The sequence below is a fragment of the Myxococcus sp. NMCA1 genome, assembly GCF_026810205.1.
GTDB classification, from domain to species: Bacteria; Myxococcota; Myxococcia; order Myxococcales; family Myxococcaceae; genus Myxococcus; species Myxococcus xanthus_A.
Genome location: NZ_CP113950.1, coordinates 3,378,932 through 3,398,073, shown reverse-complemented (window position 1 = coordinate 3,398,073; position 19,142 = coordinate 3,378,932). Strand labels below are relative to the sequence as shown.

The 19,142-nt window shown below is 68.9% G+C and carries 15 protein-coding genes; 9 read left to right on the top strand and 6 right to left on the bottom strand.

Features of this window, described 5'->3' with window-relative positions:
* Window positions 1–37: 37 nt before the first annotated feature.
* Window positions 38–1,234 carry an AI-2E family transporter gene (locus tag OZ403_RS14625; protein WP_140790441.1) on the bottom strand — a complete coding sequence of 399 codons (1,197 nt, stop codon included), beginning with the start codon at window positions 1,232–1,234 and terminating at the stop codon, window positions 38–40.
* 249 nt (window positions 1,235–1,483) lie between these two features.
* Here OZ403_RS14625 and OZ403_RS14620 point away from each other — a divergent pair, with 249 nt between their 5' ends.
* Window positions 1,484–1,867 (top strand): hypothetical protein, encoded by a 384-nt coding sequence (locus OZ403_RS14620; RefSeq protein ID WP_268784451.1) that lies wholly within the window; start codon window positions 1,484–1,486, stop codon window positions 1,865–1,867.
* Window positions 1,868–1,883: 16 nt separating this feature from the next.
* Here OZ403_RS14620 and OZ403_RS14615 read toward each other — a convergent pair whose 3' ends face one another.
* Window positions 1,884–3,545, bottom strand: coding sequence for an SMP-30/gluconolactonase/LRE family protein (locus OZ403_RS14615; RefSeq protein ID WP_268784450.1), 1,662 nt, complete (start codon window positions 3,543–3,545; stop codon window positions 1,884–1,886).
* Window positions 3,542–5,356: a flavin-containing monooxygenase gene (locus OZ403_RS14610; protein WP_268784449.1), complete on the bottom strand. Its 1,815-nt coding sequence runs from the start codon at window positions 5,354–5,356 to the stop codon at window positions 3,542–3,544. The genes OZ403_RS14615 and OZ403_RS14610 overlap by 4 nt, the downstream gene beginning before the upstream one ends.
* Before the next feature lie 169 nt (window positions 5,357–5,525).
* Here OZ403_RS14610 and OZ403_RS14605 point away from each other — a divergent pair, with 169 nt between their 5' ends.
* Together OZ403_RS14605 and OZ403_RS14600 are read left to right on the top strand one after the other, a co-directional pair.
* Entirely contained in the window at window positions 5,526–6,038 is a 513-nt protein-coding gene (locus OZ403_RS14605; protein ID WP_268784448.1) for a TetR/AcrR family transcriptional regulator, read from the top strand.
* 95 nt (window positions 6,039–6,133) lie between these two features.
* The gene (locus tag OZ403_RS14600) at window positions 6,134–8,233 is read left to right on the top strand and encodes a lamin tail domain-containing protein (RefSeq protein WP_268784447.1); all 2,100 of its coding nucleotides are present in this window, start codon (window positions 6,134–6,136) and stop codon (window positions 8,231–8,233) included.
* A gap of 127 nt (window positions 8,234–8,360) precedes the next feature.
* Here OZ403_RS14600 and OZ403_RS14595 read toward each other — a convergent pair whose 3' ends face one another.
* Complete coding sequence (locus OZ403_RS14595; protein WP_140790433.1) at window positions 8,361–8,960, bottom strand: TetR/AcrR family transcriptional regulator; 600 nt, start codon at window positions 8,958–8,960, stop codon at window positions 8,361–8,363.
* Window positions 8,961–9,124: 164 nt separating this feature from the next.
* On the opposite strand from OZ403_RS14595, the gene OZ403_RS14590 reads away from it, so the two are divergent.
* The 5 genes from OZ403_RS14590 to OZ403_RS14570 all read left to right on the top strand — a co-directional run bounded on the left by OZ403_RS14590 (window position 9,125) and on the right by OZ403_RS14570 (window position 14,835).
* The gene (locus OZ403_RS14590) at window positions 9,125–10,429 is read left to right on the top strand and encodes an alpha/beta hydrolase family protein (RefSeq protein ID WP_174260035.1); all 1,305 of its coding nucleotides are present in this window, start codon (window positions 9,125–9,127) and stop codon (window positions 10,427–10,429) included.
* Between the two features lie 9 nt (window positions 10,430–10,438).
* Complete coding sequence (locus OZ403_RS14585; RefSeq protein ID WP_268784446.1) at window positions 10,439–11,500, top strand: BamA/TamA family outer membrane protein; 1,062 nt, start codon at window positions 10,439–10,441, stop codon at window positions 11,498–11,500.
* Between the two features lie 49 nt (window positions 11,501–11,549).
* Entirely contained in the window at window positions 11,550–12,443 is an 894-nt protein-coding gene (locus OZ403_RS14580; RefSeq protein ID WP_140854193.1) for a hypothetical protein, read from the top strand.
* Window positions 12,444–13,622, top strand: a complete 1,179-nt coding sequence (locus tag OZ403_RS14575) for a hypothetical protein (protein WP_268784445.1) — start codon at window positions 12,444–12,446, stop codon at window positions 13,620–13,622. It abuts the gene before it with no gap.
* 79 nt (window positions 13,623–13,701) lie between these two features.
* On the top strand, window positions 13,702–14,835 hold the full coding sequence (locus OZ403_RS14570) for a hypothetical protein (protein ID WP_268784444.1): 1,134 nt from the start codon (window positions 13,702–13,704) through the stop codon (window positions 14,833–14,835).
* Window positions 14,836–14,841: 6 nt separating this feature from the next.
* Here the strand turns inward: OZ403_RS14570 and OZ403_RS14565 are convergent, their stop codons facing one another.
* Together OZ403_RS14565 and OZ403_RS14560 are read right to left on the bottom strand one after the other, a co-directional pair.
* Complete coding sequence (locus OZ403_RS14565) at window positions 14,842–15,900, bottom strand: hypothetical protein (protein WP_268784443.1); 1,059 nt, start codon at window positions 15,898–15,900, stop codon at window positions 14,842–14,844.
* A 182-nt stretch (window positions 15,901–16,082) separates the two neighbouring features.
* Complete coding sequence (locus tag OZ403_RS14560) at window positions 16,083–17,750, bottom strand: HEAT repeat domain-containing protein (RefSeq protein ID WP_268784442.1); 1,668 nt, start codon at window positions 17,748–17,750, stop codon at window positions 16,083–16,085.
* A gap of 110 nt (window positions 17,751–17,860) precedes the next feature.
* On the opposite strand from OZ403_RS14560, the gene OZ403_RS14555 reads away from it, so the two are divergent.
* Window positions 17,861–19,138, top strand: a complete 1,278-nt coding sequence (locus OZ403_RS14555; protein ID WP_268784441.1) for a DmpA family aminopeptidase — start codon at window positions 17,861–17,863, stop codon at window positions 19,136–19,138.
* Window positions 19,139–19,142 lie beyond the last annotated feature (4 nt).

Here is a 19,142-nt window from a genome sequence, read left to right as displayed (position 1 = left end):
TCCGGGTCGATGTCCGGAGGCCCTTCTGCTTTCGCGCTCAGTGCGCCGAGGGAGTGTCCGGCGGCGGTGGTGGCTCTCTGCTCGGCGGCGCTGACGGACGTGGCCCCGCCATGGGGCCCGCGAAGAGCAACCCTTCCTCCACCGCGCCTCGGCCCGGCTCCCGCTTCGAGTCCTCCAACCGATGGCTGCGCTGCCACGCTTCCTGGCGAAGCCCCAGCACCTCCTGCACCAGCACCTGCGCCGCCGCGGCCAGCGGCACGGCCAGGACGACGCCGGGCAGCCCCGCCACCGCGCCGCCGCAGAGCACCACGATGGAGATGAGCAGCGGGTTCATCTTGATGGCCCGCCGCTGAATCATCGGGCCCAGCACGTTGGACTCAATCTGCTGGTACACGATGAACACGGCCACCGCGATGAGCGCATCCTTGAGGCCCACCGCCGCCAGGGTGATGACGCCCACCAGCACCGCGCTGACGATGCTGCCCAGGTAGGGAATGACGCCCATCATCATCACCATCAATCCCAGCGGCAGGAAGTACGGCACGCCCTGGATGATCGCCATGGTGGCGGCGACCGTTCCGCCAATGGTCATCACCAGCAGGGTCCCCGCCAGGTAGTTGGCCACGGCCTTGCGCATCCGGGACATGAGCAACCGCACGCGAGGCTGGCGGCGCGGCGATACCCACTGGATGCCGCTCTCGTAGAGGTCTTCACCGAACAACAGGCTGAACACCGTGAGGACCACCACGGTGATGCCCCCCGCCACCAGGCCCAGCGTCGACGACAGGACATTGATGAGGCGGCCCGCGACGTCCGAGGGCTCGAAGCGGATGAGGTCCTCCGCCTGGACCTGCACGCCATAACGCGCGCTCAGCTCCTCCACCCAGTGGGACTGCGCGAGCCGTTCAAGCATGGCGGGCATCGACTGGACCAGGCCCTGGAGCTGGTGGATGAGCATGGGCACCAACGAGCCCACCAGGACACCCATCATCCCCAGCAGCGCCAGCGCCACGATGGCCACAGCCGCGCCGCGAGGAAGCCCCCACTGCGTCAGCCTGCGCACCAGCGGACTCAGCGCGATGGAGAGCAGCAGCACGACAGCCAGCAGCGTGAGCACCGGGTACAGCGCCCGGAGCGCGGCCCAGCACAGGATAAGCAGCAGGACCTGCGTTCCGACGACCCAGACCGTCCGCGGCGGCACATAGACGGGGAGCTGCCGACGAGATGCCTTCATGCCTCACAAGGTAGGATGTGGTTGCACGGACGGTAGGCGGCCCGGAGCACACCACCGCGTCACCTGACAGGCGCTCCTGCAACTTCAAGCAGTTGGCGTAGCGCACCCCAGCAAGCAAGCAGGCGTGCGCGCACTGTCACGCCTGAAGTGCGAGCGAGCCTTGAGCCCCGAAGCAGGCAACGCATGCCATGGGGGCAAGTGGGCCCCACCCTTGAGGGCGAGCTGAAGGGGGCGCAACCTGCACGCGCCATGTCCGATAATCCCCAGACCCACCCGAGGACCGGGAGTGTGGAGGGTGACGCGATGTGGATTGAAGCCATCGTCATGCCCCGGCAGAGCGCCGCGCCGTACCGGCCCTTGCCGCGCAAGAAGCGTGGAGCCGATGCCATCTCGGCATCGGCCCCGGACCGCCGGTCCGCCTACCACGCCGCGCTCGACGAGGGACGCCGCTTCTGGGACGCCGTGCTCGCGTTCCTGAAAGCCCACCACCTGATGGACGCGGTCCGGTGGATCAGCGAACCGGGGACGATTCCCCTCGTCACGCTTCACTGCACCCGCATCGTCCTGGAGCGGCTCCGGCAAGCGCCCGAGTTCGAAGCGGGTCTGTCCATGAACCTCGAAGTCCCCGTGTGACGGTGGCCGCACAGGCTCAAGGCACGGGGACGAAGCGGTAGAGCGCGCTCTCGATGTCGGACGTCACGTAGAGGGTGCCCGACGCGCCCACCGCCACGCCCGTGGGGATGTAGCCAGGTGGCAGTCCCTCGCTCTCAGGCAGACCGATGCGCAGGACACTGGCGAGCACCGTCACCCGGCCCGTGGCCGCGTCGATGCGCACCAGCCGCTTGCGGCCCACCTCCGCGACAATCAATCCACCGTCGGGATGCAGCGCGATGCCTTCGGGCGCCTTGAGGCCCGTGGCCACCGTGCGCCGCGCCCCATCCGACAGACGCACGCGGGTCACCTTCCCCGAACGCACCTCCGTTACATACACCGCAGGCTCGTTCGCCTTGGTGTCGGCCGCGAGTCCCACGGGCCCACCCAGCCTCTCCGCCAGCACCGTGGTGACGGCGGGCTCGGAGGTATCCACACGAGCGAGCCGGCCCGTGGCGGCCTCGGCGACGAGCAACGTGCCGTCCTCCAGCTCCACCACGCCCTGCGCGCCATTCGGAGTGGGAATGGTCCGCAGGAGCGCTCCCGTGCCGCGGTCCAACACCTGGAGGGTGCTGTGCCTGCCCAGATAGGCCGTGCTCAGCACGACATGCCGGGCAGTCACGCTCACGTTCATGGGGAAGTTCAGCTGCGACGAGAGGACCCGCGTCGTCTGGGTCACCCGGCCATCACGCCCGCCCACCTGGCGCAGGGCATACACATCCGCCACGTACAGCGTTTCCTCGGGGTCATCCGGCACGACGGCGATACCCGAGGGCACGGACAAGCGAGATTCGACCAGGAGGCGGACGGCCCCATCGGCGGGATTCACCACGCGGATGTCGTTGTCGACCATGTTGGACACGTACACCTGGTCATCCGGGCCCACTGCCAGATTGTCGATCCCGGTGGGCAGCTTCGCGACGACCTCCTTGGCACCCGACGGCAGACGGACCCGCACCAGCTCACCCGTCGCCGCGTCGACGACGTAGAGGTTCTCCCGGCGCGCGTCGAAGTTGACGGCGACGGGCACCGTGAAGCCTTCCGCCACCTTCTCGATGAGGCCCGTGTCCACGTCCACGCGGGCAATCTGCCCCTTGAGGATGAGCGGGCCATACAGCCGGCCATCCGGGCCGAACTCGAAGCCATTGAGATAACCGGGCGCATCGATGACCTTCCGGGGCGGCTTGCGCCCGGTCGGGTCCACCTCCCACAGCGCATCACCCCGTCCGAGCTGCGTCACGTAGAGCCGGCCATCGCCGCGGAAGGCCAGCGAGTTGAGGCCCGGCAGGTTCCTGGCGATGACGCGCGTCTTCCCATCCGGGGTGCGCCGCATCAGCTGGCCGGAGAAGTAACCCGTCCAGTAGATGGAACCGTCAGGCCCCAGCGCCACGTCATCCGCGCCGCCCAGCGGAGGCCCCACGAGCGTGCTCACCACGCCCGTGCTCAGGTTGACGGCGTGGACCGACTGGCCCAGCAGGTTGCTGGCCAGCAGGTTTCCCTTTCCATCCACGGCGAGCCCGTGGACGCCCTGGAAGTGGGAGCCGGCCACCACCACCTCCTGACGGTAGGACTTGGGCGGGGTGGCCAGGGCCGGGCCCGCCATCAACAGCAGACCGGCGGCCAGGGACTTGGAGACACATCGGAACAGGGAAGCACTCATGGATTCGAAGCCACCTTGCCCTGCGTGAGCTCCAGGCCCACGAGCCCATCACCCTGACGCCAGGCACGCAGGACGTCGATGAACGCGAGCGTGTCGCCCCCGAAGGTGGCGTAGCGGATGGCGTTCGGCCCCGGGCTGACGCCCTCGTTGTTGTAGTAGCCGGGCGTGCAATCCGCCCCGCCGAAGGAAATCCCCGTCCTGAGGCGGGAGAGAATCACGTCCCACCACTGTTGCTGTGCCTGCGCCGACGGCTCGATGACCTCCACGCCCTGCTTCAGGCACCGCCCGACGATGTAGGCGGCGTGCTGGGACTGCTCGTCGAGGATGTGCACGAAGTTGATGGCCCAGCCGCTCTGGGTCGTGGTGAACATCATCAGGTTCGGGAAGCCGCGGCTGTGCATGCCATGCAGCGTCGCCGGACCGTCGGCCCAGCTTTCCCGGAGCGAGGTGCCGTCGCGGCCGCGGATGTCGAAGCCCAGCATCCGGGTGTAGTCACCCGAGACTTCGAAGCCCGAGGCGTAGACGAGACAGTCGACCGGGTACTCCTTCCCCTTCACCACCACGCCCGTCGGCGTAATCCGCTCCACGCCCTTGCCTTCGGTGTCGACGAGCTGGACGTTGGGCCGGTTGAACGTCTCCAGGTACTCGTCGTGGAAGCAGGGCCGCTTGCACATCGGGTTGTAATAGGGCTTGAGCGCCTCGGCCGTCGCCGCATCCGAGACAATGGCATCCACCCGCGCGCGGATCTCCTCCATCTTCTGGTAGTCAGCCAACTGGCGGAGTTCGACTGCCTCCTCGGGCGTCCGAGCCTGTTGGGTCGCGCCGTCCTGGAAGATGTACGTCCAGCCATCCTGGACCATGTCGACCGGCAGCGGGCGGCCGGAGACAATCGCGGAGAAGTTGCGGATGCGGTCCTGCTGCCAGCCGGCCTGGAGCGACTTCACCCAGGCGTCATCCGTGGGCCGGTTGCCGCGCACGCCAACGCTCGAGGGGGTGCGCTGAAAGACATACAGCTTCCGGGCCACTGCGCCCAGCTGGGGAATGGCCTGAACCGCCGTGGCCCCCGTGCCGATGATACCCACGCGCTTGTCGCCCAGCCGGGTCATGCGGCTGGTGGGGCTGCCACCGGTATAGGCATAGTCCCAACGGCTGGTATGGAAGCAATGCCCCTTGAACGTCTCGATGCCTGGGATGCCGGGCAGCTTGGCCTTGTGGAGGATGCCTCCCGCGATGATGACAAACCGCGCCGCCAGCCGGTCCCCTCGGTCCGTCGTGACATTCCAGCGCCGGGCGTCCTCATCCCAGTCCATGGACTGGACCAGGGTCTGGAACAGCGCCTTCTCGTAGAGCTGGAAGTGCCTGCCGATGCGCTGGCAATGGGCGAAGATTTCGGGCGCCCGCGCATACTTCTCCGTGGGCATGTAGCCAGTCTCTTCGAGCAACGGCAGGTAGATGTAGGACTCCACATCACAAGCGGCGCCTGGATAGCGGTTCCAGTACCAGGTGCCACCGAAGTCGCCGCCCTTCTCGACGATGCGGATGGAGTCCACACCCGCCTGACGCAGCCGCGCGGCCGACAACATGCCGCCAAACCCACCTCCGACAATCAAGACGTCTAACTTTTCCGCCAGCGCCGGACGTGTGAAGCCAGGCTCAACGTAAGGGTCCTTGTCGAAGTCCGCGAAGACGCCCTTCACGGGGATGTACTGCGTATTGCCGTCGGGACGCAGCCGCTTCTCACGCTCGAGGCGGTACCTCTCCTTCAAGGCTTCCGGAGAAAAAGCGTGCCCATCCTGCTTTGTCGCAGTCATCCGCACACATCCTTTCGAGTTGGGAGCCACGCACGATGTACACGACCGTTTACTTACATAGACATAACGCAATCAGAATTGTAAGTAAACCCGGATGCCCCCGCCCCAACTGCCCACTGCAAAGCCAGCCGCTCGGCAAAGAGACTCCGAACGCACACGCACCTCCCTGATGACCGCCGCGCGGACCCTCTTCTCCACACAGGGCTTCGCCAACACGGGGGTGCGGGACATCGCGGCGCTGGCCGGAGTCAACTCCTCGCTCGTGGGCCGCTACTTCGGCTCCAAGCAGGGGCTGTACCGGGAGACGCTGGCGCAGGTGCTCGATATCGGCCCGTTGCTCCAGATAGACAGGCGCCAGTTTGGAGAGACGGTGGTGTCCCTCTTCCTTGGCGCACACGACGCCTCGGGTCCGTTGGCGATGCTCATCCTTTCGGCGTCCGACCCCGAAGCCCACGCGACCAGCGTCGAGCTGCTCCAGGAGCAGGTCATCACGCCCCTGGCCCGCTGGCTGGGCGCTCCGGATGGAGAGGGGCGCGCGGCCCGGCTCAACATCCTCTGGAATGGCTTGCTCGTCAGCGGGAGGCTGCTGCCCATTCAACGGCTTTCCGAAGGGCTCGACACCTCCACCCAGCGCTGGCTGGCTGCCTCAATCCAGTCAGTCATTGACGAAGGCGCGACCTGAGGACGCGGCGACCCTGTCGTGGTAGGGGGCGCATGTCCTCCCCATCGGCTACCGTCGCTGTCCTTCGAGCTTCGTTCCCTGCCCTGGAGTCGTTCATGTCGCCACCCCGCGCACTCGCGCCGCTTCTCGTCCTGCTCCTATTGTCCGCCTGCGGGGACGACCCCACGCCCACGCCCGCGGACAGTGGCGTCGTCGACGCCGGAAACAATCGCGACTCTGGGACGGACTCCGATGCGGGAGCCGATTCCGATGCGGGCACCGATTCCGATGCGGGGACGGACGCCGGACAGGATGCGCCGCCTGGCATCACCACCGAGGCGCTGCCGAAAGGCACCGTGGGCCGGGCGTACACGACGACGCTGGCCGCCGCGGGTGGCACCGCGCCCCTGACCTGGAGCATCACGGCGGGGACGGCGCCGACGGGCCTCACGCTGTCCGCCACGGGCACGCTCAGCGGCACGCCCGCCCAGGTGGCCGACAGGACCTTCACTGTCACGGTGGGGGATGCGAATGGCCAGACGGGCACCCGGGAGCTGACGCTCTCCGTGAGCGCGCCGGGCGCCCCCGTGTTCACGGTGGGCCAGTGGAACCTCACCTACTTCGGCTCGGATTCGCGCGGCCCGTCGAACTCCTCGTCGGATGGCGGCACGTCCGATGACCTGCAGATTGCCGGCGCGCGCGACATCATGCTCGCCGCGGGCGCCAACCTGTGGGCCATGGTGGAGATGGTGGATACCGCCGACTTCGACCTGCTCAAAGCCCAGCTCCCCGGCTTCGACGGCTTCCTCTCCAACAACGCGGTCTTCGTCTCTGGCGGAACGTCTCCCTACGGCACGAGCAGCCAGAAGCTGGGCGTCCTCTACGACAGCTCCCTCACCTTCCAGAGCGCGACCCTGGTCCGGATTGGCAACATCTCCGACTTCGCGGACCGCCCGCCGCTCCGCGTGGACTTCACCACCGAAATCAACGGGGCGGAGACGCCGCTCACCGTCATCGTCGTCCACATGCGCGCCAACAGCGCCGACCCGACGGGGCCGCGCGAAGCCCGGGAGCGCGCGTCCGCGGCGCTCAAGACGTACCTCGACGAGCAGCTGCCCACGCAGCACGTCTTCGTGATTGGCGACTGGAATGACGACGTGGACGAGTCCATCTCGCTCGACCCCACCTCCGGCGCGCCGCTGGCCACGCCCTACCAGAACCTCGTCTCCGACTCGGCTCGCTACACCTTCATCACCCGGGAGCTGTCGCTTGCGGGGGATGACACCTCCATTGGCTTCGAGAACGTCGTCGACCACACCCTGGCCACCAACGAGGTGGCGGACCGCTATGTCGCGGAATCGGCCCGCGTGCTCTACGTGGACGAGTGGTTCCCCGACTTCCTCAACGTGGTCAGCGACCACCGCCCCGTCGTCAGCAGCTACTCCTTCAGCGCGGCGACCGGCCCCTTCCTCCGCCTGAAGTCTCCCCACGACGGGACGTACCAGGGCGGGAGCACGCTGCCCATCACCTGGACGTCCTGGGGCGTGGGCAGGGTCCGCGTCGAGGTCTCCACCAATGGCGGCACGGACTGGAGCTTCCTGGCCGAGTCCGTCCCGGCGGCCCTGGGGCGCGTCGTCTGGAGCCTTCCGGACGAGGCGGCCTCCAGCGTGTGGGTACGCGTGGTGGATGTCTACGAACCGGCGCACACGGACATGAATGAGGAGGCGCTGACCATCGCCAATGGCGCCGCGCGCGTGTTCATCAACGAGGTGTTGGCCAATGAAGGCGCCCAGACCTCCGCGCACGAGTTCGTGGAGCTGGTCAACGCCAGTCGCTTCCCCGTGGACATCTCCGGCTGGACGCTGTGGGACGCCACCAGCGGTTCCGCGCGGCATGTCTTCGCGCAGGGGACGCAGCTGGGTGGTGGTAAGGCGGTGGTCGTCTTCGGTGGCGCCGCGGCGGTGCCTGCGGGACAGGCGAATGCGCTGGCCGCGTCCAGTGGCCTGCTGGGCCTGGGGAACGGCAGTGACGTCGTGCGCGTCCGGCGGCAGGACTCCACCCTGGTGGACTATTACGACTACACGTCCACCGTGCCCGGGGTTTCCGCCAACCGCTCGACGGACGCCTCGCCGAATGCGAACTTCGTCGCGCATGACACGCTGACGCCGGGGGTCGCCAGCTCTCCAGGGCTGCGCGCGAACGGCGCGGCGTTCTGACGAGACACGTGTGACACGGCCCGTCGCGAGTTCCCCTGGGGCTCGCGGCGTGGCCGAGCCGCGGCGTCGACGTCGGCAACCGCGGCCATGCGTGAATCACCATCGCAGTAACGCGCGCAAGCCGCCTTCAGGGAACGAAGAGGAGCCGTGACGACTGCTGCACCCAGGCGCGCCGCGTGTCGAGCGTGCCGAAGTCGAGCAGGATGAACTGGTCGAACAGGCGGGGCATCATCGACAGCAGGCTCAGGGAGGCCCAGACCTGGGTCAGCGCCATCCGCAGCCGGTTCTCCGGCAGATGCGGCGTCCCCGGTGCCAGCCGCCCGGCCAGCTCGGCCAGGAACGCATTGAAGCGCTGGATGGCGGAGCTGTCGTAGCGCTGATGGGCCAGCGCGTCGTGGAAGTGCGCGTGCGCGATGTACGGGTAGCGCAGCGAGTTGCTCATCAAATCCTCGAGCAGCGTCTCGAACGCCTCGCGAATGCCCAGGCCCTCCAACCGGAGCCGATCGAAGTCCTCCAGGACGTTCCCGAAGGCCTGGTCCAGCGTCTGCTCCAGCGCCAGGGCAACCAGCTTCTCCTTGCTCCGGAAGTAGTAGCTGATGGCCGCGCTGTTCACCTGCGCCTCGCGGGCAATCTCCCGGATGCCCGTCGCATCCAGTCCATCCCGGCCGATGCACACGATGGTCGCCCGGAGAATGCGCTCCCGGGCCTCCTGCTCCTTGGTCCCCATCCCTGCAAACCCCTGAAACGACGTGAGTCCGCGCCGGCGCTTGACAGGCGCGGGCAACTTTAAATCTATTGATTCAATCAACAGATTAACCCAGGAGATTGAATCCCATGGTCAAGCCCGAAGGCGAACCTACCGCAGGAAGACCCTCTCGACGAGGCGTGCTGATGGGAGCGGGGCTGTTTGCTGGCGGCGCGGCGGCGGCGTTGGGGCTGCGGAGCGCGCTGGCACCAGTGTCCAAGGACGTGCAGGGCCTCAACCCCCGAAGCGACGCCTGGTACGACATCCGCCTCACGGGGGACGGGCTGATGGACAACCAGGTGCTCTGGTTCCTCAGCCATGCCACCCATGGCCAAAGCGACGTGGGAGAAGTGCTGGAGACGGCCAGCCGCATCCAGCCCGGGGACGAGCGCAGCTGGTTCGAGGCGTGGACCCAGACGGCGCGGCGGGTCCACGGCCACGCCCAGGACGCCGAGTCCAAGGGCCACCTGCTGAGCGCCGGCCAGGCCTACGCGCGCGCGGCGAACTACTACCGCGCGGCGACGATGCACTACACGGACCTGGAGGACCCGCGGACGCTCGAGGTGACGCGCCAGGCGGCCACCACCTTCGAGAAGTCGAACGGGCTGCTCGGCTACGACGTGCAGCCGCTGGCCATCCCCTACGAGGGCACCTCGCTGGCGGCGTACTTCGTGCGCTCGCCGCACGCGAAGCCCAGCGCGCCCGTCATCCTCCTCCACCAGGGGCTGCATGCCTGGCCGGAGGAGACGAAGTGGGTCTGGGAAGGCGCGGCCCGGCGCGGCTACCACGTGCTCATGTTCCACGGCCCGGGCCAGGGCCGCTCGCTGCGGGAACACCGGCTGAGCTTCCGGCCGGATTGGGAGAAGGCCGTCAGCCCCGTGGTGGACGCGGCCGAGCGCATCAGCGGGGTGGACCCTCGCCGCATCCTCCTCATGGGCCTGTCGTTCGGCGGCGCCCTGGCGCCTCGGGCGGCGGCGTTCGAGCCTCGCATCACCCTGTGCATCGCCAACCCCGGCGTCCTCAGCTGGTGGGAGTCCACCAGCTCGCACTTCAACCGCTTCCTCCCGGGCTCGCTGGCGCTGCTGAAGTCACACCCGGAGAAGTTCGACCAGGCGATTACCGCGCTCGCGGACCGCTGGCCCACCGCCCAGTACTGGCTGCGTGACGTGTATTGGAAGCATGGCGCCCGGTCGCCGTCGGAGCTCTTCCGCAAGCTGGAGGAGTTCACCAACGAGGCCATCGTCGACCGCATCCGCTGCCCGGTGCTCATCATGGAGGGCGAGGCGGAGGATGCCTCTCCGGGCCAATCCCAGAAGCTCTACGACGCGCTCCGGGGACCCAAGCACCTGATGATGTTCACCCACGAAGAGGCCGCGCCCCTGCACTGCCAGGCGGCGTCCACGGCGCTGGCCGAAGCGCGCCTGTTCGACTGGCTCGACGAAAACGTCTGAGGCCCCGCCATGACACCGCTCCTCACGGCCGTCCTCGGCGTCCTGCTCGTGGCCACTCCCGAGGAAGCACCGGAGGGGCGCTTCAGCGTCGTCCCCTTCGTGCTGCCCGCCTACCAGCCGGAGACGAGCTTCCTCCTGGGCGGCGCGGCATCGCTCATCTATCAGCCCCCGGCGTCGCGAGGCGCCAGGGAGTCCCAGGTGATGCTGGCCGCCGCCGCGAGCACCCGTGGCCAGTTCACCCTCCTCCTCCAGCCGGACGTGAATCTGCTCGACGACCGGCTGAACCTGACGGCCACCGCCAGCGCGGCGCGCTTCCCGGACCGCTTCTTCGGCATGGGCGCACGCACGCGGGCGGAGGACGAGGAGGACTTCACCCCCATCTTCTTCGAGCTTGAACTGAGTCCGAAGTGGCGCATCGCCCCCCGCCTCTATGTCGGCCCCACCGTGCGCTATCAGCACGCGCGCTTCACCTATTTCGCGGAGGACGGGGCGGTGCGGCGAATGACGGGCGCCGAGGGCGGTTCGACGGTTCAATTCGGACTCACCGCCCTTTATGACTCACGGGACAACACGCTCAATCCGCTGACAGGTCTGGTGGCGCGGCTCAACCTGCGCCGGGCGCGGGACGCGTGGAGCTCCGACTACGTCTTCGATGTGCTGCGGCTGGATGTCCGGCGCTACCTCACACTTCCATGGGGACAGCGGCACGTTCTCGCGATGCAGGGACTCGTCGACCTGCGCGACGGTGAACCGCCCTTCTATGACACGGGAAGGTTGGGTGGGATGGAGTTGAGCCGAGGCTACCTGGAGGGGCGCTTCCGCGAGCGCCAGCACCTGGGCGCGCAGGTCGAGTACCGCGCGCCCCTCTTCTGGCGACTGGGCGGCGTGGCCTTCGTCTCCGCGGCGACGGTGGCACGCAGCCCGCGCGACTTCGACCTGCGTGACATCAAACCCGCGGCTGGCGGAGGGCTGCGCTTCGCACCCATGTCAAACGTTCCCGTCAATATCCGGCTCGATATCGCCTACGGAAGCGAACCGAGCTTCTACTTGAACGTGGGCGAGGCTTTCTAGACTGGGAAATCAGCCAACATTCACCGTCCCGTGAGTTAGAAGCCCGGACATGCGCGCTCCCCTGTTGCCCCTTCTTGCCCTGCTCACCCTCGTGGGCTGCTCTGACTCCCCCTCCGACCGTCCGGGGGATGATGCGCCCGTGGACCGGGGCCCCAAGGCCATCCCACTGGACGGCGACCCCAACGGGATGTTCTGGGACGCCGAGAACGAAACGCTCTACATCGCCGACGACCAGAACCACCGCATCCTCAAATACCGGGACGGTGAAGGCGTGTCCCTGGCCGTCGCGCTGCCGGACGCGCCGCCCAACAGCACCAACCTGGGTGAGGTGGTGCGGATGCCGGACGGCACGCTGGTGACGGTGCGCTTCGGCTTCGGGACGGCGGGCGCGGTGCTCTTCGCGCGGCCGGATGGAACCACCGGCACGGTGCCGGGACTGCCCACCAACCGCCGCCGCATCGGCCTGACGGTGACGGAGGACGGGCGGCTCTTCAACTCCTACTTCGTCCGCAACAGCAACGTGAATGTGGGCGCCATCGCCCTGCTCAACCTGGACGGCACCGAGCAGGAGGTGGTGGGCGCGCTGGAGAAACCCGTGGGCGTGCTGGCCGTGGGTGACTCGCTCTACATCGCGGACCAGATTGCCGGGAAGGTGTACCGCTCGCCGCTGGCGCGTCCCTCGGAGCTGACCACCATCGCCACCCTCACCGAGCCGGACCTGCTGTCGCTCGGGCCGGGCGGCGCGCTGCTCACGGGCACCCGTCAGGGCACCGTGGTCAGCATCAATCCCAGCACCGGCGCGCAGCGGGTCATCGCCAGTGGCTTCCAGAACGTGCGCGGCATCGCCTACGACGCCGCCAACCGCCGCCTCTTCCTCGCCGACCACGACGGGGACGAGTCCAACGGCACCACGCACTTCCTCCAGATTGTCCCGGTGGACTGAATGCGCCATGTCCTCATCGCAGTGGCCACGCTGGCGAGCACGCCCGCGCTGGCGGCCCCGGACTGGCTCCAGCCCGTCCTGGTGGGTGAAATCGACTGGCGTCAGCACGTCTCCGAGGTGGAGGGCTTCGACGGCGTCACGCTGGCCCGCCTCCGCGTGGGCGCCCGGGCCTACCCCGTGCCCTGGCTGATGGCCTCCGGCGTGGCGGAGTGGGCGCAGGAGAAGCCCTCGCTCGTCGACGCCTTCGTGGCCGCCACCCTGGGCGAGTCGCTGCGCCTGTCCATGGGCATGTCGAAGACGCCGTTGTTCATCAGCGCGCGCGACGAGAACCTGGAGACTCGGGCCATTCCCGAGCTGTCCCTGCTGGCGCAGACGTTCTGGCCGCGCCGCGACCTGGGCATCGAGGCCTGGTGGGCGCCCAAGGCGCTGCCCGTGGAGGCCTGGGTGCGCGTGGGCAATGGCTCGCGCAGTCCGCTGGGCAATGACAACAGCCTGCCCGCCCTGGACGCCCGCGTGGACGGACGCTGGGGCCGCGCCCGGGGCAACGTGGATGCCTTCTGGGGCTTCCGCGCTGGCGCGGGTGTCCATGTGGAGAACGCCTACGACCGGGCCGGCATCGGTGGCATCGGCCCCCAGAACTTCGTCTTCTACCGGCCCCCGCCGGTGTCGGGGCCTCGCTCGGTGGTGGAGGCGCACGCGCGGCTGGACGTTGGGCCCGTGCGGGTGCTGGCGGAAGGCGCCGCGGCCTGGGAGCGGCGCTCTCGCGATACCGATGGCAATCCCAACACCCCGCGCGAAGGACTGCCGCGGATGGAGAGCCAGGGTGCCTCGCTGGAGGTGTCCTGGGTGGTGGTGGGACGCCCCCGGGGCGACGGCGCTCGCTGGCCCGTGGCGCCGAACGACCCCACCGGCATGGACGCCGTCAACGCCGGGCAGGTGCCCACGGGCGCCGTCGAGCTCGCCGCGCGCGTGGAGCGGCTGTGGCTGGGCCGGGGCGCCTCCGACATCCAGCCCGGCGGTACGACGGGCGGCGCCCTCGCGGTCCGCTGGTGGGTGACCTCCTTCTTCGGCCTCGGTGCCGCCGGGTACGCCCAGCGGTACGACACCGCGCCGCTGGAGGATCCGGGCCGGCGCAACTCCTGGCTTGCCCTGGCCCGAGCCACCGTGAGCGTGCCCTGAGCACTTCGACTTCGACCTGGGCCCAGGGGGGCGTGCCCAGGGCGTGCCGATGCACCTCCCTCCGCCCTCGGAGCACACCATGGTCCGCACCGAACGCGTCGCTCGTCGTGTCTTCTCCAGGTTGAACCTGGCCCTGCTGCTCACAGGCGCCCTCGCGGGCTGCGGGGGCCCCATGGAGCCGGCCCCGTCCGCGTCCGAGTCCGACGGCGCGCTGGACACCCAGGCCCAGGCACTGACGTATCCCAGCGGCAGCAGCCAGACGGTGGTGTCCCGCCGTGTCGTCTACAGGAACGGCTCGGGAGCCTATCAAGCAGCGGCGGGGTTCGAGCACTTCCGCGCGGCGGGCGCTTTGGACGTCGCGCTCCACAACATCCGCATCGCGGAGGTGGACGCGCCTGCCATGCGAGAAGCACTGGTCATCATGTCCGCGGGCCAGAAGATTTCGAGCAGCGGCCACTCCAGCGGCGTCACCGGGCAGTCCTCCAACTGGGATGCGTCCTGTGACAGCGTCTCCTGTCCCAACGTGAGCCTGGACGGCCGTTCGTTGGCCATGAAGCTGCGCGCCCTGGGGTGGTTTCCCAGCGGGAAGACGTACCTGTCCGTCGTCAACGACGCCAACTTCGACCACCTGTTCGACAGCGACACGAAGCAGCGCATCGTGAATGGCTTCTCGAACTGGCTCCAGGCGCAGGTCCGGCCGGAGACGCGCGCCATCTACCTGGCGGGCAGCTCGCGCGGTGGATGCTTGATGATGCGCATGGCGCAAGCGCTCCGCGCGAACACGGCGCTCGACGGCATCGACATCTACGTGTCGTCGTTCGACGGCGTGTGCCGCAACAGCCAGGGAGAGCTGGGGACCTTCGACAGCAAGATCAACAACCCCGTGCGGCCCTGGGGCACCTTCTATGGCGCGTGGGCCACGAACCTGACGGCCCAGTTCCCCCGCCGCGACAGGCTCCACATCTTCCACGTGGTGGGCGGCCAGGAGGTCGCTCCCGCCACGGGCATCCGCGCCTTCTCCGGCTACGCGGGCAGCACCCCGCCCGCGACGGGCACGAACCTCGACTGGGGTTGGTACAAGCAGACCTGGGTGAAGTGGCAGCACAAGGAGATTGGCAATCCCTACACGGACCCCAGCGCGTCGGACCAGGCGCAGGCGGTGGCGGAGACGGTCGACGCGCACCTGACGTGGCTCGACGCGCGCCTGCCCTGAAGCGGCTCAAGGAAACCCGGGCGGCCGACCTTCCTCGGCCGCCCGCAGTCGCGCGCCGGGGTTGAGCTCAAAGGCGAGCCCGAACTGCCACAGCGCCACGGGCTCCAGGAACAGGATGTTGTAGTAGTCCTGTCCCTTCACGTACCGCGCGAAGACGCCGAAGCCCGCGCCCCACCGGGGGTAGACGCCGAACTCAGCCCTCCACGTGGCCCGCTGCGAGGGCGTCTCCCCGAAGGGCTGCGACACGGACACTTCCAGCGGGAAGCGGTGGTTGCTCCACGTGCGCTGGCCCATGACGCCGGCCGCCCAGTGTCCGTCACCGTAGACGGCACGCTGGGAGCGGGTGATGCGGCCAGGACCAATGGAGGTGTTCAGCTCGAAGGCGGCGAACCCGCCCACCAACCACGCGTTGCGCAGGTCCGGCTCCACGTCGAAAGCCAACCGGCTGTGGAACTCCATGCGGAAGAAGTTCGTCGTGAAGCTGCCGGAAACCTCGTTCAGCGGCAGCTGCCCTTCCGACGGCGTGCACCCGGATTCGCCGCGCGTCTGGTTGCTGTAGAAGCACCCGGACTCCCCATTCGAGTAGTGCGCCACGACGACGTTGAGCGCGAGCGCCAATCCCCGCACCGCCGCGCCCTCCGCCCGAGGCTTCGCCAGCGGTCGCAGGTGCGCCACCTGGAACGTCGCCTTCGCGATGAAGGACGGCGGGATGGCGGGGTCGCTCGCCGTGTCCACGATGCGCAGCTGCACCGCCGGGGTGATGATGAGCGACAGGAAATACTCACCGCCGGGCCGCGTGAAGTCTCCGTATTGGAGCTGTGGCAGAAAGAGGTTGGGCGCCACCTGCGCCTCGAAGATGAGCTTCTCCGGGGAGTTCGGCGCCCCCTGACGGCGGATGCGGTTGGGGGAGTCGAGGATGTAGCTGCGGTCCAGGAAGAGCGGGACCGGCGCGTCGTATTCCACGTGCCACCCGTCCGCGCGGACGACGCCCGCCAGCAGGACACACGTCCCCCACAGCAGGGCGGCCCACCACCGCTGGACTCCGCCCCCTGCCCTCCACGCCATGGACGCCCCCATGAGTCACGGGGCCGGACCTCAGGCCTGTGGCCAGCGGGTTGTCACCTGCCCCCGCGGACCGCACGCGCGCTCGGGGGGCATTCACGTACGTCAGCGTCTGACGCGTGCACACTTCCTGGCCCGGCGGTCTCACGGCCACTGCACACCCGCGGACAGCCGGACGCGCGAAGTCAGGGCGCGCCGGGGATGCGCCAGCCGTCCGCGCGCAGCGCATCGCGCAGCCGTGGCGTGTCCTTCACGGGGTCCCAGGCACCACAGGCCCAGGGCAGCACCTCGTCCACGATGGCACGATGGACCTGTCGTGCCGACTCACGCGGGCTGAGTGGCTCTGGAGACTCCTCGCTGGCGCCCAGCGCGAAGGTGATGACTGACCGGCGGCTCAGCGCCCGGCACGCGGCATGGACGCACGCGCCCAGGGGGTCCTCTTCAGGCCGGCGCGGGGCGTCGGGCGCGGACGGCCGGGGGACACACCCGCAGGCGTAGTTCACCGACCAGGCGGCGGAGAAGGCATCCGGCGCGCAGAACTGGCTGGGGGTGAAGTTTCCCACCGCGGCCACCTGCGCCGCGTGCGCCTCCGAGGGCTCACAGAGCCAGCGGTCCATGGCCATGACGGCGCGGCGCGACCAGTCGTTGTTCGGGTCCTGGGACTCCCACAGCCACAGCACATGCCTCGCGGCGGCGAGCGCCACGCGCACCTCCACCTCCGTGCCGAAGGCGGCCAGGGACTCGAGCCACGGGCGCAGCGCCAGGGACGGCTCCTCGGTGCGCTCGACGGGCCACGCCACGTCCGTCAAGAGCGCGGCGCAGAGCGGCTCCTGGAAACGCTCCGTCCTCAAGGGCGGAGCTCGATTTCGCAGCACCGCGCGCGTGATGTCGTCCATGATGGCGTCCACATAGGGTGCCAGGACCTCGACGGCCCGGAGCGCGTCGAGCGACGCCAGCGCCTCCGCGCCCCGGACGCCCAGCCGGGCGATGAACAAGAGGGCTCGCTTCCCATCTTCGAGCCGTCGGGTCTCACCGAGCGGGCCCCGCCAGGAAGGCGGAGGCGGCCCGTCTTCTTGCCGGCGCGACCTCGCGCTGCTCGCCACTTCGAGCAGCCTTGGAATCGCTCGGGCCGGCGCCAGCAGCGACAGCACGCGCAGGGCCTCGTTCCGATTCTCATCGTCCAGAATGGCCTGCTCCTCCAGCGCGGTGAGGACCTCTTCGTCGCGCGGAAAGCGAGCGAGGACATGGAGCCCCTCCCGGCGCACCGCGCGGTGGGCATCTCCGAGCAGCGATAGCGCGACGACGCGGACCTTCTCCGGCAACGGGTCCTGCATCGCCGCCAGCACCTGCGCCGCGTGCAACCGCGTCGGTGTGTCGCCCCGCTCCTTGAGACACGACAGGACGGCGCGCAGGGCCATGGGGGTGGCGCGTGGGCGCATGCGCGTCAGCACCGCCAACACCATTCGCCGGACCCGCGCCACAGGCTGACGGAGCACGTCGAGGAGCGCCGGAATCGCACAGGTGGGAAGCGGGTCGATGGTGCCCAGCGCCGCGACGCACTGCCCGAGCATGTTGCGCGTGGCTTGCCAGGAAGCCTCCTGGTCCGCTCGCGCCAGGGCCTCTATGAGCGCGGGCACCGCCGCGAGCCCCGCCTGGCACACGCGGTCATGTGCATCCCTGCCGTCGAACCAGCGGATGCGGTCTCCGGCGAGCGCGGCAATCCACTCGCGCACCGTCTTTCCTTCCACCTGGTAGCCGGAACGAACCAGTGCGGCATCCAGCCGCCGCAGCGAGGCGAGGTCATCCGGCCGCGCCTTGCGCCACAGCGCATCGAGGTCTTCGTGTTCAGCCATGTGCGGCCCGGCGGCCTCCCGACGGCGAGGGGACTCAGAGAGATACTGGCAGGGAGACAACGGACATGGCCAGACGGGACCTCCAGTTGGGGGCCTGACGCGGTCGCGATATGACGCCACGCCATGAACCCGTTCGTCTCCCTTTGCGACTGGGAATCGTGTCCTGTCTGTTGCTGTGGTCCCTTCCAGCGGAAGCGCAGTCCACCCAGGCGAGGCCCCGCGCCCGCGACCTGGGCATCACCTTTGGCGGACAGTCGGGCCCGAACAACGCCATCACCGACGTGTCCGGCGTGGAGGTGGGCCATACGACGTTGATTTCGGGCGACACCCGCGGCCCGCGGGGAAAGGGCGCGGTGCGCACCGGCGTCACCGCCGTGTTGCCTCGCGGCAAGGACGGCGTGTCCGAGGACGTCTTCGCAGCCATCTACGCCCTCAACGGCAACGGTGAGATGACGGGCTCCCACTGGCTCACCGAGTCCGGCCAGCTCGCCGGCCCCGTCATGCTCACCAACACCAACGACGTGGGCACCGTCCGCGACTCCGTCATCTCGTGGGCGATGAAGCGCGGATTGGAGTGGGAGCTGGGGCTGCCTGTCGTCGCCGAGACGTGGGATGGCCTGCTGAATGACATCTATGGCTTCCACGTGAAGGCCACGCACGCCCACCGCGCGCTCGACGGCGCCAAGGGTGGCCCTGTCGCGGAGGGCTCGGTGGGCGGCGGCACGGGGATGGTGTGCCACAGCTTCAAGGCCGGCATCGGCACGGCGTCACGCAAGCTGCCCGCGTCGGAGGGCGGCTACACCGTGGGAGTGCTGTTGCAGTGCAACTACGGCGCGCGCCACCTCTTCACCGTGGAAGGCGTGCCCGTGGGCGAGGAGCTCAACGACCTGCGCCCCTGCTACACCGGGCCCAAGAAGCCGAGCCACAGCATGTTCGAGAAGATGCCGGCCTGCGCGACGTCGCGCGGCGACACCCAGCCCCGCACGCCCGAGGGCGCCGGCTCCATCATCGTGGTGGTGGCGACGGACGCGCCGCTGCTGCCGCATCAACTGGAGCGTCTGGCGAAGCGCGTGCCGCTGGGCATCGGGAAGATGGGCGGCCTGGGGGGGAACTCCTCTGGCGACATCTTCCTGGCCTTCTCCACGCAGCGGCTGAAGCCCCCCACGGGCACGGACGTGGCCAGCGTCTCGTCGCTCGACAACGAGCGGATGACGCCGCTCTTCGAGGCCACCATCCAGGCCACGCAGGAGGCCATCCTCAACTCGATGCTGGCGTCCGACACGATGACGGGCGCGGAGAGCAGCCGCGTCTACGGCCTGCCCCAGGAACGGCTCATCCAGGTGATGAAGAAGTACGGCCGGCTGGCGCCTCCCGCGCCCGCGCCGTGACGCC

Coding starts and splice junctions, on each gene's coding strand:
- OZ403_RS14625 (WP_140790441.1), bottom strand. CDS start 1,234: ATGAAGGCATCTCGTCGGCAGCTCCCCGTCTATGTGCCGCCGCGGACG.
- OZ403_RS14620 (WP_268784451.1), top strand. CDS start 1,484: ATGTCCGATAATCCCCAGACCCACCCGAGGACCGGGAGTGTGGAGGGT.
- OZ403_RS14615 (WP_268784450.1), bottom strand. CDS start 3,545: ATGAGTGCTTCCCTGTTCCGATGTGTCTCCAAGTCCCTGGCCGCCGGT.
- OZ403_RS14610 (WP_268784449.1), bottom strand. CDS start 5,356: ATGACTGCGACAAAGCAGGATGGGCACGCTTTTTCTCCGGAAGCCTTG.
- OZ403_RS14605 (WP_268784448.1), top strand. CDS start 5,526: ATGACCGCCGCGCGGACCCTCTTCTCCACACAGGGCTTCGCCAACACG.
- OZ403_RS14600 (WP_268784447.1), top strand. CDS start 6,134: ATGTCGCCACCCCGCGCACTCGCGCCGCTTCTCGTCCTGCTCCTATTG.
- OZ403_RS14595 (WP_140790433.1), bottom strand. CDS start 8,960: ATGGGGACCAAGGAGCAGGAGGCCCGGGAGCGCATTCTCCGGGCGACC.
- OZ403_RS14590 (WP_174260035.1), top strand. CDS start 9,125: ATGGGAGCGGGGCTGTTTGCTGGCGGCGCGGCGGCGGCGTTGGGGCTG.
- OZ403_RS14585 (WP_268784446.1), top strand. CDS start 10,439: ATGACACCGCTCCTCACGGCCGTCCTCGGCGTCCTGCTCGTGGCCACT.
- OZ403_RS14580 (WP_140854193.1), top strand. CDS start 11,550: ATGCGCGCTCCCCTGTTGCCCCTTCTTGCCCTGCTCACCCTCGTGGGC.
- OZ403_RS14575 (WP_268784445.1), top strand. CDS start 12,444: ATGCGCCATGTCCTCATCGCAGTGGCCACGCTGGCGAGCACGCCCGCG.
- OZ403_RS14570 (WP_268784444.1), top strand. CDS start 13,702: ATGGTCCGCACCGAACGCGTCGCTCGTCGTGTCTTCTCCAGGTTGAAC.
- OZ403_RS14565 (WP_268784443.1), bottom strand. CDS start 15,900: ATGGCGTGGAGGGCAGGGGGCGGAGTCCAGCGGTGGTGGGCCGCCCTG.
- OZ403_RS14560 (WP_268784442.1), bottom strand. CDS start 17,750: ATGGCTGAACACGAAGACCTCGATGCGCTGTGGCGCAAGGCGCGGCCG.
- OZ403_RS14555 (WP_268784441.1), top strand. CDS start 17,861: ATGACGCCACGCCATGAACCCGTTCGTCTCCCTTTGCGACTGGGAATC.